General features: G+C 51.5%; 11 protein-coding genes and 1 tRNA gene. 11 read left to right on the forward strand and 1 reads right to left on the reverse strand.

Features of this window, described 5'->3' with window-relative positions; genetic code table 11:
* Positions 1-346: 346 nt before the first annotated feature.
* From Q4A89_RS01120 to Q4A89_RS01170, 11 genes are all read left to right on the forward strand, one after another.
* Positions 347-994 carry an outer membrane lipoprotein carrier protein LolA gene (locus Q4A89_RS01120; protein WP_303183087.1) on the forward strand — a complete coding sequence of 216 codons (648 nt, stop codon included), beginning with the start codon at positions 347-349 and terminating at the stop codon, positions 992-994.
* Positions 972-1541: a hypothetical protein gene (locus tag Q4A89_RS01125; RefSeq protein WP_303183089.1), complete on the forward strand. Its 570-nt coding sequence runs from the start codon at positions 972-974 to the stop codon at positions 1539-1541. The genes Q4A89_RS01120 and Q4A89_RS01125 overlap by 23 nt, the downstream gene beginning before the upstream one ends.
* Positions 1531-1902, forward strand: coding sequence for a hypothetical protein (locus tag Q4A89_RS01130; protein ID WP_303183091.1), 372 nt, complete (start codon positions 1531-1533; stop codon positions 1900-1902). The genes Q4A89_RS01125 and Q4A89_RS01130 overlap by 11 nt, the downstream gene beginning before the upstream one ends.
* Positions 1899-2681: a glycosyltransferase family 2 protein gene (locus Q4A89_RS01135; RefSeq protein WP_303183093.1), complete on the forward strand. Its 783-nt coding sequence runs from the start codon at positions 1899-1901 to the stop codon at positions 2679-2681. Before Q4A89_RS01130 ends, Q4A89_RS01135 begins: the two co-directional genes overlap by 4 nt.
* Positions 2678-6163: a 1-acyl-sn-glycerol-3-phosphate acyltransferase gene (locus tag Q4A89_RS01140; protein ID WP_303183095.1), complete on the forward strand. Its 3486-nt coding sequence runs from the start codon at positions 2678-2680 to the stop codon at positions 6161-6163. Before Q4A89_RS01135 ends, Q4A89_RS01140 begins: the two co-directional genes overlap by 4 nt.
* Positions 6164-6424: 261 nt before the next feature.
* Positions 6425-6509 (forward strand) — tRNA-Ser (locus Q4A89_RS01145).
* Between the two features lie 183 nt (positions 6510-6692).
* Positions 6693-7283 carry a porin family protein gene (locus Q4A89_RS01150; protein ID WP_303183097.1) on the forward strand — a complete coding sequence of 197 codons (591 nt, stop codon included), beginning with the start codon at positions 6693-6695 and terminating at the stop codon, positions 7281-7283.
* Positions 7284-7305: 22 nt separating this feature from the next.
* Positions 7306-9771, forward strand: coding sequence for a primosomal protein N' (gene priA, locus Q4A89_RS01155; RefSeq protein WP_303183098.1), 2466 nt, complete (start codon positions 7306-7308; stop codon positions 9769-9771).
* Positions 9772-9938: 167 nt separating this feature from the next.
* Positions 9939-11927: a glucosamine-6-phosphate deaminase gene (locus Q4A89_RS01160; protein WP_303183100.1), complete on the forward strand. Its 1989-nt coding sequence runs from the start codon at positions 9939-9941 to the stop codon at positions 11925-11927.
* Positions 11928-11972: 45 nt separating this feature from the next.
* Positions 11973-12881 (forward strand): bile acid:sodium symporter family protein, encoded by a 909-nt coding sequence (locus Q4A89_RS01165; protein ID WP_303183101.1) that lies wholly within the window; start codon positions 11973-11975, stop codon positions 12879-12881.
* Positions 12882-12887: 6 nt separating this feature from the next.
* Positions 12888-13397 carry a nitroreductase family protein gene (locus Q4A89_RS01170; RefSeq protein ID WP_303183158.1) on the forward strand — a complete coding sequence of 170 codons (510 nt, stop codon included), beginning with the start codon at positions 12888-12890 and terminating at the stop codon, positions 13395-13397.
* Between the two features lie 12 nt (positions 13398-13409).
* On the opposite strand, the gene Q4A89_RS01175 is transcribed toward Q4A89_RS01170, so the two are convergent.
* Positions 13410-14615: a cofactor-independent phosphoglycerate mutase gene (locus Q4A89_RS01175; protein WP_303183103.1), complete on the reverse strand. Its 1206-nt coding sequence runs from the start codon at positions 14613-14615 to the stop codon at positions 13410-13412.
* Between the last annotated feature and the right edge of the window lies 1 nt (position 14616).

The following is a 14616-nucleotide window of genomic DNA, read 5'->3' on the forward strand; positions in this document are numbered from 1 at the left end:
TGTTGAATTGTTGAGTCGTTTGGTTGTCTGAAAACCGACCGCTGTCGGCTAATGATCCGACCGCAAATGACGCAAATTGCGCAAATGAACGCAAACTAAATTTGTAGTCAAACGAAAAGTGAAAAGTGAAAAATGAAACCTTTCGGGTGTTTGAATGTTTAGTTGTTGGATTGTTTATTTATTGAGTTGTTGAATTGTTGAGTCATTTGGTTGTCTGAAAACTGACGGCTGACGGCTGAAAGCTAACCGTTAATCAATCAAAAAGTGAAAAAACCGAAATCATCTCCTTTTTCTTCCTTTTATGCGATTTGTGGACTATCTTTGCCCTCAATTCATTAGGAGGAAAATGAAAACAACGAACAAAATACTTCTGTCGCTGCTTATGTGGTCGTCTGTCGTAACCCTTTCGGCACAAAACAGCTATCAAAAGGCAACCGAAACGCAGAAAAAAGAGATTACGGACAACATCAGACGCGTCGCGCGCGAAATGAAGACGCTCAAAGCGGATTTTACGCAGGTCAAAGAGCTCTCGTTTATGAAAGATCAAGTCACTTCGGAAGGTAAAATGCTGTATAAGCCGAACGACAAGATCCGATGGGAGTATACGCGGCCTTATGCTTACGTCTTTGCGATGGACGGGGATAACGTGCGTATGATATCGGGCGGAAAAACGAACAAAATTCCGGTGCGAGGGAGCAAACTCTTTACCGAAATCAGCCGGGTGATGATAGGAGGCGTCAGCGGCGCGGGGCTGATCGATTCGCCGGACTTTGCGACAGCGTTTATGATCGGTAAAAGCGACTGTAAAATCATGCTGACGCCGCGAAAGAAAGAAGTGAAAGACTTATTCTCGTCGATACAGCTCTATGTAGACCGTTCGGACAGCCGCATTCGTCGTGTGGAGCTGATCGAGAAAAGCGGCGACAAAACAATTATCACGCTAAAGAACATCCAACTCAACACGCCTGTCGATGATTCGGTATTTGCTCATTAGTCTGTCGCTCCTGCTGGCCGGATGCAGTACCGTGCCGGCGTTGCGACGCTCAGCCGATGCCCAACCTTCCGACGCTCCCGTCTGGACGTCCGCGCGACGCTCGGAAACGGAACGAAACACGTACCGGGTCGTGCTGCGGACACCGAAAAACGAACTGTCGGGGCTTTGCATCCTCCGGAAGAATGGCGATACGTGGCGCGGCACGCTGATGAACGAATTCGGCTTTAAAGCGTTCGATTTTTCGACAACGAATCGCCGGTGCGAGTTGCAGGATGTGCAGTCGATGCTCGATAAATGGTATATCCGTCGCACCATCGCGTCGGATCTGCATTTTCTCATCGAGTGCGACCATCCAGAAGCGCCTTTTGCCCGCAAAATCGTACGGTACGAACAACATAACATGCTTGTGGTGAGTCATGGAAAAAAGGAATTGACGGTTTTACCGGACGGCATGCTGCGGCTCGTCAACCGTCGGCATAATCTGACGTACGAATTGCGGAAATTAACGGAAACGGAGACTGATAACACGACACCATATGCTGAATAATACATTTTATACCATCCGTAAGCGTACCGATAGGGAAGGAGGCGTCGACTACCGTGTGTCGCTCAACGCTTCGCACGTCATTTACGAGGCTCACTTTCCCGATAATCCCGTTACGCCCGGCGTGTGCATCATCCAGATGATCAAAGAACTCGTCGAAGCATACCGCGGCACGACGTTGTTTCTCCGGACGATTAAGAACGTGAAATTCGTGAAAGTCATCGACCCGCGAATCGTCAGCGAACTCACCTTCGCGCTCAACGTAACGATACAGGACGACGGGATGATCGCCGTTTCGGGCATCGTAGGCGAAGGCGACACTGTTTTTTCAAAAATAAACCTGCTATTTGAAGAGATGAAATGATGCCGGACCGTGAAACGGACATACGACCGGGAACGGAAGCATTATCCGTCTGCGTAATCATCCCGACCTACAACAACGCCAAGACGCTGCGCGAAGTTTTGGACGCCGCGTTACGACAAAACCTCCCGGTGATCGTCGTAAACGACGGTTCGACCGACGAAACGGCCGCTATCCTGACAGATTTCGCCGGTCGCGTCGAAATAATTTCCTATCACCCTAACAAAGGCAAGGGGCACGCGCTCAAAAACGGATTCGACCGCGCCGAAAAGCTTGGTTATGCCTATGCCATAACGATGGATTCGGACGGACAGCATGCCGCGACCGACATCGCGCGTTTTACGGAGGCCTTGAGCCGGTATCCCGACGCGCTGATCATCGGCCAACGCATCGTCGAAGGCAATATGCCTCCCAAAAACTCGTTCGCCAACCAATTTTCGAACTTCTGGTTCGCCGTACAGACCGCCCGACGCCTGCGCGACACGCAAAACGGCTTCCGTCTCTATCCGCTGCGCGCCATGAAAGGGATGCGACCCTTCTCATCGCGCTACGAAGCCGAGTTGGAACTGCTCGTGCGCTGCCGATGGAAAGGCATACGCATCGTTTCCGTGCCCACGCACGTCTATTACGCGCCCGAAGGGGAACGCGTGACGCATTTTCGGCCGGGAAAGGATTTTGTGCGTATCAGCGTTCTCAACACGATTCTCGTAATCGCCGCGATGCTCTACGGATATCCTTCGATGCTCTATCATTCCCTCTTCAAACGCAGCCCGAAGCCATGACAAAGTTCTTTCTTTCCGTCTACGATTATTTTTCATCGCGCAAAAGCTTGCTTTTTATCCTTTTGCTCGTGCTGATCGCGGTCTTTCTGGGATTAGCTTCGCAAGTGCGTTTTACGGAAGACATCTCACGGTTCCTGCCCTCGGATAAAACGAACGAGCGCATCAACAACGCTTATCGTTACGTCGCTTCTTCGAACAAAATCACGATTTATTGCACCGCGAAGGATTCGACCGACCGCGAAAAGCAGATGCGAGCCGTCGATGCGCTCGTCGAACGGCTGCAAACGGCCACCGACACCACCCAAGTGAAGCATATCCTCTACAAAATAGACCCGGCCGAGATGATGTCTGTCGCCCTGTTCGTCATAGAGAATATGCCTTATTGTCTTGACGATGATGATTATCGCCGGATGGATACGCTTGTAACGCGTAAGGCCTTAGCACGGCAATTAGAGATGGATCGAAACATCCTGACCTCCTCGGCCGGCATGATGGTGCGTCAGCATCTCCTCGCCGATCCCCTCCAACTGACCGCGAACCTCATGAGCAAGCTCCGAGACTTTCAGGCGGGCGCACGATTCGACCTGTATCAGGATTATATCTTCTCGGACGACGGCCAAGCGCTGATCGTTGTGGACTGTGCCATCCCCGCGAGCGAAACATCGGCCAACAAACACTTCGTCGAAACGCTGAATACCTGCATGAGGGAAACGGAGAAAGCCTTCGACGGCATCTCGTTCCGCAGTTTCGGCGCCGCGGAGATCGCTTTGACCAATGCCGGACAAATCCGACGCGATACGCTCCTCTCAAGCCTCTTCGCCGTGGTAATCGTACTCGCGCTCCTGATCTTTACGTTTCGCGACGCGCGAAAAATCGGGCTGATCTTCGCCTCCGTCACCTTCGGCGGTCTGTTTGCTCTCGGACTGATGCACCTTATCCGGGGCGAAGTCTCCATTATCGCCGTCGGCATCAGCTCCATCATGTTCGGCATCGCCATCAATTATCCGCTGCATTTCATCGGACATCATGGAAGCGTGCCCGACTCTCGGTTCGTGATCAAAGACATCATCCAACCGCTCACGATCGGTAACATCACGACCGTAGGCGCTTTCATGAGCCTTGTATTCGTCGGCTCGGATGCCATGTGCGATCTGGGCTGGTTCGCATCCCTGTTGCTTGTCGGTACAATCCTGTTCGTGTTGCTGTTTTTGCCCCATCTGTTGCCTCGTCACGGTCGGAAACCGGTCCGTTCGCACGCGCCTTTCGGACGATTCGTAGACCGCCCCTTCGAAAAGAATCGCTGGCTTGTCGCAATCATCATCGTCGTTACCGTTTTGCTTGCTTTCTCGGGCGATGAGTCGCACTTCGAGGCCGATATGCGAAAAATCAACTACATGACCGATACGCAGCAGCAAGAATACGAACGGATGAGAGGTTTGCTCAACGATCACCGTCATGTACTTTATTACGTGACCGAAGGAAACACGCCCGAAGCAGCCCTGACGGCCAACGAAGAGAGTTTAGCCGGATTAAAGGAGCTGCTGACTGCAGGAGAAATATCGAAAATCGGAGGCATCGGCCATTTTTTGCCTTCGCCCTCACGACAAACCGCGCAGGTGAAGCGCTGGAACAATTTCTGGGAGCAACATCGCGACAGCGTTCGGACTTATCTCGCCGAAGAGGGACAAAAACTCGGTTTTCGTGCCGACGCATTCCATCTCTTCGAGGGAATAATCGGTCACACGTGGGAAAAAACCACTTTGTCGCACTTCGATCCGATCAAAGAAACGTTGGCGCGAAACTACGTCCTCGAAAATGACGGTAAAACGATGATCGTAAACCTGCTTTATGTCGATGGGGACAAAGCGCAGTCGATCGAAGAAAAACTGAATGGACCGAAAAGCGCGTCGTCGTCCATCGCTTTCGATGCCGGCTCGATCACTCGACGTATGATCGCCTCCCTTTCCGATAATTTTAACTACGTTCTCTATATCTGCGGACTGATTGTCTTCGTCTTCCTGCTCTTTTCGCTCGGACGCCTCGAATTGACGCTTATGGCCTTCACACCATTGGCGCTGAGTTGGGTATGGATACTCGGACTGATGGGGCTATTCGATATCAAGTTTAATATTGTCAACATCATTCTGGCTACATTCATTTTCGGGCAAGGAGATGACTATACGATTTTTATGACGGAAGGACTGATGTATGAATATACGTACCGGCGCAAAACTTTATCGTCGTACAAGAACAGTATTGCCCTTTCGGCCGCGATTATGTTCGTCGGGATGGGGATGCTGATCTTTGCCAAACACCCGGCATTGCGTTCGCTGGGCGAAGTAACCGTAGTCGGGATGCTTTCGGTCGTGGTGATGGCCTACGTTTTCCCGCCGTTCCTGTTCGGACTCCTGACGATGCGAAAAGGACGCAAGCGTCTGATGCCCGTAACGCTGAAAAACCTGTTCAGTACCGTATACGCCTTCCTTGTTTTCCTTGTCGCCAGTCCTTTTATCACGTTGGCGGGATGGGGAATGGCAACCTTCGGACGCGCGACGGAAAAGAAGAAGATGGCATACCATCGGTTGCTGTATCGAATCGCCCGGTTTGTGATTTATCGCATTCCGCAAGTGAAAACAACGTTCAACAACTTGTCCGGCGAGACGTTCGAGCGTCCGGGAGTGATTATCTGTAACCATCAATCGCACCTCGATCTGATGTGCATCATGATGCTCACGCCCAAACTCATTATCCTGACGAACGATTGGGTGTGGAATTCGCCTTTTTACGGACAATTGATTCGATATGCCGACTTTTATCCCGTCTCGAACGGTATCGAACAGATGATCGACCGTTTGCGCGACGCCGTCGAACGCGGTTATTCCATCGTAATTTTTCCCGAAGGCACACGATCGCCCGATTGCTCCATCCTTCGCTTTCATCGCGGGGCATTTTATCTCGCCGAACAGTTGCAAATCGATCTCATTCCAGTGATGATTCACGGCGTAGGACATGTATTGCCCAAGCAAGAGTTTATGCTTCGCAAAGGAGAGATCCATATTCAAATCATGTCCCGCATTACTCCCGATGACGCCCGATTCAGTCGTAACTATTCCCAGCGAGCGAAAGAAGTACGCCAATATTACCGACGCGAATACGGAGCAATCTGCCGTGAATACGAGACACCGGCTTATTACGCCGATCTGGTGAAGCATAACTACATCTATAAAGGCCCCGCGGTAGAGCGCGAGGTGCGTGCCAATCTGCGAAAACACAACAATTACGTCGCAGAGATCGCCGCCCTGCCCGACGAAGGAGAAGTGACGATCGAAAACACGGGCTACGGAGAATTTGCTCTCTTGTTGGCTTTGGTAAAAAAGAAACTTCAAATCATTGCCGTAGAACCTGATGACGATAAACGCGAGCTGGCCGAAAATTGCGCTTCCGTGCCTCCGAATTTGCGGTATGTCGCTCGAATTTCTTGATGTGAGAAGGGATAAAAGGTCACAAAAAGGCGCATAAACGTGTGTCGTTGTCGCTTTTTTCATTCGTTACACAGCTATATTGAGTTGGTCGATATAGAAAAAAGATTGTATTTCATTACTTCTTCTTTCTTTTTATTCCATTGTTAAAGATAGAGTTGTAGATGCCGCTTGAATTGTTTGATATGTAAAAATGATTTTGTCGGTAGGGAATTACAGAAAAACAACTATCTTTGCACGACTTTTAGGAAATCCAAACTATTTGGAAAGATGGCAGAGTGGTCGATTGCGGCGGTCTTGAAAACCGTTGAACTGTGAGGTTCCGGGGGTTCGAATCCCTCTCTTTCCGCTGGAGAAGGGGTGTAAATCAGTGATCTGTACGATTTCACCCTTTTCTGTATCCAAAAACTTACGCGCAATAAAAACTACAGAAATTACCTCTTGGCTCTTGGGTTTGTTTATTGAACGGATTGTAATACCTTTGCAATCGAATATAAACATATAATGATAGGAGATAGAGATGATGAAAAAAATGAAGTGGTTTTTATTGGTTGCGGCATTGTTGGCTGCCCCCGCGATGCAGGCACAGTTGCGCTTCGGTGTGAAAGGCGGGGTAAACATTGCCTCCGTGAAGTTTAATCAGGATGTGATCGATTCGGAGAACATCACCGGATTTCATATCGGTCCGATGATTGAGATGGTGATTCCCGTAGCCGGTCTGGGTGTCGATGCGGCAGTAGTGTACAGTCAGAAAGGATTCGGATTGAAAGATAAAGGATACCGAAATGATTACATTGATGTACCGGTCAATCTGAAGTACAAGATTATGTTGCCGCTTGTCAAACCTTACGTGGCGGCCGGCCCGTATGCTTCGTTCCGCGTGTCGGGCGACAAGCTGAGAGATATCCCCGGAAGCATCAGTGAACAATTGAAAACAAAGAGTTTTGGGGCTGGTCTCAATTTTACGGCCGGTGCCGAGGTATTCGATATCGTACAAGTAGGATTGACGTACAGTCTGGGGCTCACGGACAATTATGAAAAGCTTGACACAAAGAACTTCGATGTTGTTTCTACCCTCGGTAAGCCGCATACGTGGATGATTTCGGCTGCCGTATTCTTCTAAAGGAAGATTCCCCTTAGAACGTATGAAATATGCGGATGTCATCCTGCCCTTGCCTTTGGCACAAACGTACACGTATGCGATTCCCGAAAGCATGGAGTCGCAGGTGTGGCCGAACGGCAGGGTGATCGTTCCGTTCGGGGCCAAGCGTTATTATACGGCGATCGTACGGGAGGTACACGAGCGGCCTCCCGACGATTCGTACGCGGTCAAATCCGTTTTTACCACGCTTGATGAGGCGCCTGTCCTGCGCGACCGTCAGCTGCATTTCTGGGAATGGATGGCCTCGTACTACCTCTGTACGTTGGGTGATGTGTATAAAGCGGCTGTTCCTTCCGGCCTGAAGCTCGGAAGTGAAACAGTCGTTTCGCTTTGTGACGATTTTGAAGCTGCCCGGCCTTTGTCGCCCAAGTCGCAGACCGTACTCGATATGCTTGCGACGACGGACAAACCGCAAACCGTGGCGGAGCTTGAGAAGAAAACCGGCTTGCACAACCTGATTCCTGCGTTGACGCAACTTGTGAAGCAAGGAGCTGTAACCGTTCGCGAAGAGCTTAAACGCGGTTTCGTGCCCAAGACGGAAATTTACCTGCGCCTGTCTTCCCTCTATGAGAAAGAAGCGGATCTCGTCTCAGTATTTGAAGCGTTGAGGCGAGCACCGAAACAGGAGAAGCTGTTGCTCTTATTCCTCGACGAAACAAAACCTTTTCGGGGGGGAGAAGGCATACCCGAAATTTCCCGTAAAACTTTACTGAAAACATCGGGTGCCGATCCGTCGGTGCTGAACGGACTGTTGCGGCGCGGAGTGCTCGAGTCGTACCGGAAAGAAATCAGTCGATTACATCTTACGTCGGATCTGCATCCGCCTTATCCTCTGAGCGCGGCACAGCAAACGGCGCTTACCTCGATCAATGAAACGTTTGCGGCGAAATCCGTTTGCCTGTTGCACGGGGCGCCTTCGTGTGGAAAAACGGAGATCTATCTGCATCTGATCCTTGCGACATTGCGGGAGGGGCGGCAGGTCTTGTATCTGTTGCCTGAGATTGCCGTTACGACTCAGATCACCGAACGGCTGGCGCGTGTGTTAGGCACGCGTCTGCTGGTGTATCACTCCGGGATGTCTGACGCGGAGCGAGTGGAGGTATGGAACAGGCTGCTTGAGGCTGGTGAGCCGTTAGTGGTAGTAGGCGTACGTTCGTCGTTGTTTTTGCCGTTTTCCGCTCTGGGGTTGGTCATCGTGGACGAGGAGCAGGAGCCGTCATATAAGCAGCAGGACCCGTCGCCCCGTTATCACGCGCGCAACGCGGCCATTATGCTGGCCTCGATGCACGGCGCCCGAACGCTGCTCGGCTCGGCGACACCTTCGCTCGATTCGTTTTATAATGCCAAAACCGGAAAATACGGGCTGGTCACGCTGCGTGAACGTTACGGTCCCACGTTAGTCCCGCAAATTCATATTGTCGACGTGAAAACGTTGCGACGCAAAAAAATCATGAAGGAGACGCTGTTTTCTCCGTTATTGCGCGAAAAAATCGACGAGGCGCTGACGCACGGACAGCAGGTGATTTTGTTTCAGAACCGGCGCGGGTTTGCTCCCATGCTGGAATGCAAGGTGTGCGGCTATGTGCCGCACTGCATGAACTGCGACGTGACGCTCACGTATCACCGTAGCCGGCATCGGCAGGTTTGCCATTATTGCGGTTATTCGCAGCCTGTGCTGTCGCGTTGCCCCTCGTGTGCGAGCGATGAGCTCAAGATGGTAGGCTTCGGAACGGAGAAAGTCGAAGAGGAGATCGCTATCCTGTTTCCTGACGCCGCCACAGCGCGTCTCGATCTCGACAATGCCCGTACGCGCCGCGCCTACGAGCGTATCCTAACCGATTTTGAAGAGGGGAAGACGCAGATCCTGATCGGAACGCAGATGCTCTCGAAAGGATTGGACTTCAGGAACGTCAGTGTGGTCGGGGTGTTGAACGCCGACAGCCTGATGAACTTTCCGGATTTCCGCGCTTACGAGCGGGCTTTTCAGCTGATGATGCAGGTGAGCGGACGTGCCGGTCGGCGCGCCGGACAGGGAACGGTTATCATTCAGACATCACAGCCTCACCATCCGCTGCTGCGCATGGTGCAAACCTTCGACTACGACGGGATGGCGATCTGGCAGCTGACCGAGCGTAAGCAATATGTTTATCCGCCTTATTGTCGCCTGATCACGGTCGTCATGAGGGCGAAGAACGAAACGACACTGAACCGGTTCGCGGCCATGTACAGCGAGCGGTTGCGGACCGATTTGGGGACGAACGTTATCGGTCCTTTCGTCCCACCGATAGGGCGGGTTCAGACGTTGTTTGTGCGCCAGATAATGTTGAAGATACCGCTTTCCGTCGCTGTGAAAGAGGTGCGTCACACGCTCGAAGCCGCTCATGCGGCGATGCAGCAGACACCGTCGTTCCGTCAGGTCATTTTGCATGCCGATGTCGATCCGCAGTAAGGCGGAACAACGTTTATTGTCCTCAATTCAGTAATTTTTCTGCGTTTTTTATCGTGTACATAATACGAAAACACGGTGTTGGCTGCAAATCGTTTTTAAACGGCGCATGAGACGATATTTTTCGTACCTTTGTGCGGAAAAAAATCAAATATAATAAACGATAGATAATGAGAAATAATTTAAGTTCACAAATTACGTTGACGCGTATACCGGAGAGATACTACAATCCGGAAAATGCTTACGAGTACAGCTCGCTGACACGTTTCGAGAAGATACGGACACACATCTATGCGACGATGGATGAAGGTTCGGCAGCGCTGGCTAAAGAAATCGCCGACGAGATCAGAGAAAATCAAAAGGCCAAAAAGAAGTTCGTCATGGCTATACCGGGCGGACGTTCGCCGCATACGCTTTTTCAACACCTCATTCAGATACATAAAGAAGAGAAGTTGAGCTTTAAGAATGTGATCGTTTTTCTGCTTTACGAATTTTATCCGTTGACGAATGCCGCCAACAGCAACTTGCATCAGTTGCAGGAAGTGTTCCTGAATCATGTGGATATTCCGAAAAAGAACATCTACAGCCCGGACGGATTCATGAATAAAAACGATATTTATGAGTTCTGCCAGCGCTACGAACAACAAATCAACGAATGCGGAGGCATTGATTACATGTTGCTCGGTATCGGACAGGGTGGCACGATCGGTCTCAACAGCGCCGGTACATCGGTTGCCTCACGTACGCATTTGGTGTTGATGGACGCTGCATCGCGCAAGGAATCGGCGCAGTTGTTCAGTTCCATCGAAAACGTGCCCGCAGGCGTGATTACGATGGGGCTCGGAACGATCATGGATGCCAAGAAGGTTGTGCTGATTTCATGGGGCGAAAATAAAGCGAACATCATTCGCAAGACGATCGAAAATCCGGTGACGGACGGTTTGCCTGCTTCGTGTCTCCAGCATCATGCGAATGCCAAAGCGGTCATCGACCTCTCGTCGGCTTATGACCTGACACGTATCAGTCATCCGTGGCTCGTGACAACCTGCGAATGGGACAACAAACTGATTCGTCGCGCTATTGTTTGGCTTTGTCAGTTGACGAACAAACCGATCCTCAAGCTTACCAACAAGGATTACAGTGAACACGGGCTCGGCGAGCTGCTGGCGCTCTATGGATCGGCCTACAATGTGAACATTAAAATATTTAACGATATTCAGCATACCATCACCGGATGGCCGGGCGGGAAGCCGAATGCCGACGACTCGAATCGTCCGGAGCGTGCCGAACCGTATCCGAAGAAGGTCATTCTCTTCAGCCCGCATCCCGACGACGATGTGATCTCGATGGGCGGAACGTTGCGTCGTCTGTGCGACCAGCATCATGATGTGCATGTGGCTTATCAGACGTCGGGCAACATTGCCGTGGGCGATGAAGAAGTAATTCGTTATTGCGAATATTTGTGCGATGTATCTGATAAATATTCGCCGAAAGATAAAACAATCCGGAAAAAAGCGGAAGAGATCATACAGTATCTCCGCTACGACAAGAAAGAAGACGGTACGCCCGAACGCCCCGATGTGTTGTTTATGAAAGGAACGATTCGTCGTGAAGAAGCGCGTCATGGATGTCGTTATTCGGGTGTGAAGGATGAGAATGTACATTTCCTCGATCTGCCGTTCTACGAAACGGGGCTGGTGAAGAAGAACCCCATCAGTCAGAAAGATGTAGATATCATTAAGAAACTCTTGCTCGATGTGAAGCCGAATCAGATTTTCGTTGCCGGCGACCTGGCTGACCCGCACGGAACGCACAAGGTGTGTCTCGACGCCGCGTTGGCCGCGATCGACGAGGTGAAAGATCAGAAGTGGATGAAGGATTGCCGCGTATGGATGTATCGGGGTGCATGGGCCGAATGGGAGATGGATCATATCGAAATGGCCGTGCCGATCAGTCCGGAAGAGTTGCGTTACAAACGGAACGCGATTCTCAAGCATCAGTCGCAGGCTGAAAGCGCTCCGTTCCTTGGCGATGACGAACGTCTCTTCTGGCAACGTGCCGAAGACCGTAACCGCGCGACGGCCGAGATGTACAAGCAACTCGGTTTGGCTTCGTACGAGGCTATCGAGGCGTTCGTGCAGTATATCCCGATCCGGTAACGCAAGCTCCCGAATCGGTAACGGAACATATAAACGGTAACCGAAGTGCGGAAATTCATAAAAGATTGGATGCTTCCGATCGCCATGATTATAGGCGCGCTGGCCCATTCATGGGTCAGCCGCCTTTCTTTTTTGACACCCTACTTGATTTTTGCGATGCTGCTGCTCACGTTCTGTAAAATCTCGCTGAAGGATATTCGTTTCCATCCGGCACACCTCTGGCTGTTAGTGATTCAGCTGGTCGGGAGCGCAGCCGTTTATTGGCTGCTACGTCCGTTCGACGCTGTCGTGGCGCAGGGCGGGATGCTCTGCATGCTGGTTCCTACGGCGACAGCGGCAGCCGTGATTACGGGAATGTTGGGAGGGAATGTCGGCTTCCTGACGGCCTATCTGCTGTTCTGCAATATAGCTGTGGCTATGGCCGCCCCCGTCTATTTCACCTTGACCGGTGTGCATGGCGATGAGATGACGTTTATGCAGTCGGTCTGGTTTATCTGCCGGAAAGTTTTTCCGCTGCTTATCCTGCCCCTGTTTGTGGCGTTAGCGCTTCGGAGATGGACGCCTCGGGTACACCGTTTTTTGCTGAGTATGCCGCGTATGGCTTTCTATCTGTGGACTGTTGCCCTGACCGTAGTGACGGGCATCACCGTTCAGTTTATGCTGAATCAGGATAATGTCGACCATCAAACAGAATACGGTTTGCTGGGTGTGTCGCTCGTTTTATGTGTGTTGCAATTTATACTCGGTCGTCGCATCGGTCGTTATTATGGCGATCCGGTGTCGTCGGGGCAGGGGCTCGGGCAAAAGAATACGATCCTCGCTATCTGGATGGCGCAGACGTATCTACATCCGCTGACGGCGATCGCGCCTTCGGGATATATCTTGTGGCAGAATATGATTAATAGCTATCAGCTGTGGAAAAAAGGAAAGAAAGATAAAGAAAACAATCGATAACGTATGATGAACTTTTTGGAACTTGCAAAAAAGAGACGCTCCGTCAGGAGTTATACATCGCAGACAGTGGAAGAAGAGAAATTACATTATCTGCTCGAATGCGCGCGGCTCGCGCCTTCGGCCGTGAACCGGCAACCATGGCACTTTTTCGTAGTGAAGAGCGAAGAGAAGAAGCACCAGCTGCGGCAATGTTATGCGAGGGACTGGTTTGCTCAAGCGCCTCTTTATATCGTAATTTGTGCCGACGATGCGAACGCTTGGGTACGACAGGCCGACGGTAAGAATCATGCCGATATTGATGCGGCCATTGCGATCGAGCATCTTTGTCTGGCTGCTGCCGATCTAGGTTTGGGTACTTGCTGGGTATGCAATTTCGATGTGGTGAAATGCAGCGAACTTCTTGCTTTGCCGTCACATCAACGGCCGGTTGCCATTCTTCCCGTCGGTTATCCCGATCACACGGAGGTGAAACGCTCCGTCAGGAAGGAACTGAGCGAGATGATGACGGAAGTGTAACTCTTCCCGTTTTTACTTCAATACTTCTTTCATAAACTCGTTGCCATTGAGCAACGGGTATTTTCCATACTGCACGGAAAATTCATCGTAGCGAGTCACCCCATCGGGTGTTATTCCGGGACGATAGATCAGAAAAGGTACGGGCGTGTCGGTGTGCGTACGTAGAGCGCATGGTGTCGGATGGTCGGGCAGTACCGCGATCGTGACGGGAACATCCCACTGACTCAGCGTTTCGAATAGGGGCTTGATAATCCGAGAATCCAAGTCTTCGATGGTACGGACTTTCAGCGCTACATCGCCTGCGTGCCCGGCCTCGTCACTCGCTTCGATATGCAGATATACGAAGTCGTGTGTTTGCAACGCGTGGATAGCGGCTTGCGCTTTGCCGTTGTAGTTCGTGTCGTGCCTGCCGGTAGCTCCTTCGACTCTTATCACGTCCATGCCGGCATACACGCCGATGCCGCGGATCACGTCGACGGCCGAGATGACGGCGCTTGAGCTGATCCCGTACAATTGTTCGAAGGCTTGCATATCCGGGCGGTATCCGGGCGACCAGGGCCAGATGCTGTTGGCCGGATCTTTCTCTTCGTCGATCCGTCGGCGGTTAACCGGATGAGCCGGTAGTATGTCTTGCGATTTTCGAATTAGTTCGTTGAGAAGGGCCGTTGTTTGGTTGGCTTCGGGTACTTGAGCCCTTATCATAGCCGGCCGAAACGGATGCGAGAGGATGTTATGGGGGGGAGTGTAGTCGATTCGTTTGTCGCCTTCTTTGATGACCAGCAGATGCCGGTACGACAGGCCGCGATAAAACCGGACACTTTCGCTTCCCAGCTCGTTGTTAAGAAAGGTGATGAGCTGTTCGGATTCTTCGTCGGTAAGGTCTCCGGCCGAATGACTTTTCAGCGATTCTCCCTCTACGCAGAGCAGGTTACACCGCATGGCCAGTTCGCCCGGATGCAGCTGTACCCCCATACCGGCCGCTTCGAGGACACCGCGCCCTTCGTAGACGGCATGGAGATCGTAGCCCAATACGGAAAGATTAGCCACCTCGCTGCCGGGCGCGAAGCCTTCGGGAACAGTGCGCAGGTATCCGGTCACTCCCAATGCTGCAAGTCGGTCCATATAAGGGGTGGAGGCATATTGCAGTGGCGTGCGATGTCCCAACTCGGCCATCGGCTCATCTGCCATTCCGTCTGCAAGGACAACCAGATACTTCATT

The organism is Tannerella sp., from assembly GCF_030528505.1.
Taxonomy (GTDB): Bacteria; Bacteroidota; Bacteroidia; order Bacteroidales; family Tannerellaceae; genus Tannerella.

Coding starts and splice junctions, on each gene's coding strand:
- priA (WP_303183098.1), top strand. CDS start 7,306: ATGAAATATGCGGATGTCATCCTGCCCTTGCCTTTGGCACAAACGTAC.
- Q4A89_RS01135 (WP_303183093.1), top strand. CDS start 1,899: ATGATGCCGGACCGTGAAACGGACATACGACCGGGAACGGAAGCATTA.
- Q4A89_RS01130 (WP_303183091.1), top strand. CDS start 1,531: ATGCTGAATAATACATTTTATACCATCCGTAAGCGTACCGATAGGGAA.
- Q4A89_RS01170 (WP_303183158.1), top strand. CDS start 12,888: ATGAACTTTTTGGAACTTGCAAAAAAGAGACGCTCCGTCAGGAGTTAT.
- Q4A89_RS01160 (WP_303183100.1), top strand. CDS start 9,939: ATGAGAAATAATTTAAGTTCACAAATTACGTTGACGCGTATACCGGAG.
- Q4A89_RS01150 (WP_303183097.1), top strand. CDS start 6,693: ATGAAGTGGTTTTTATTGGTTGCGGCATTGTTGGCTGCCCCCGCGATG.
- Q4A89_RS01140 (WP_303183095.1), top strand. CDS start 2,678: ATGACAAAGTTCTTTCTTTCCGTCTACGATTATTTTTCATCGCGCAAA.
- Q4A89_RS01125 (WP_303183089.1), top strand. CDS start 972: ATGATTCGGTATTTGCTCATTAGTCTGTCGCTCCTGCTGGCCGGATGC.
- Q4A89_RS01175 (WP_303183103.1), bottom strand. CDS start 14,615: ATGAAGTATCTGGTTGTCCTTGCAGACGGAATGGCAGATGAGCCGATG.
- Q4A89_RS01120 (WP_303183087.1), top strand. CDS start 347: ATGAAAACAACGAACAAAATACTTCTGTCGCTGCTTATGTGGTCGTCT.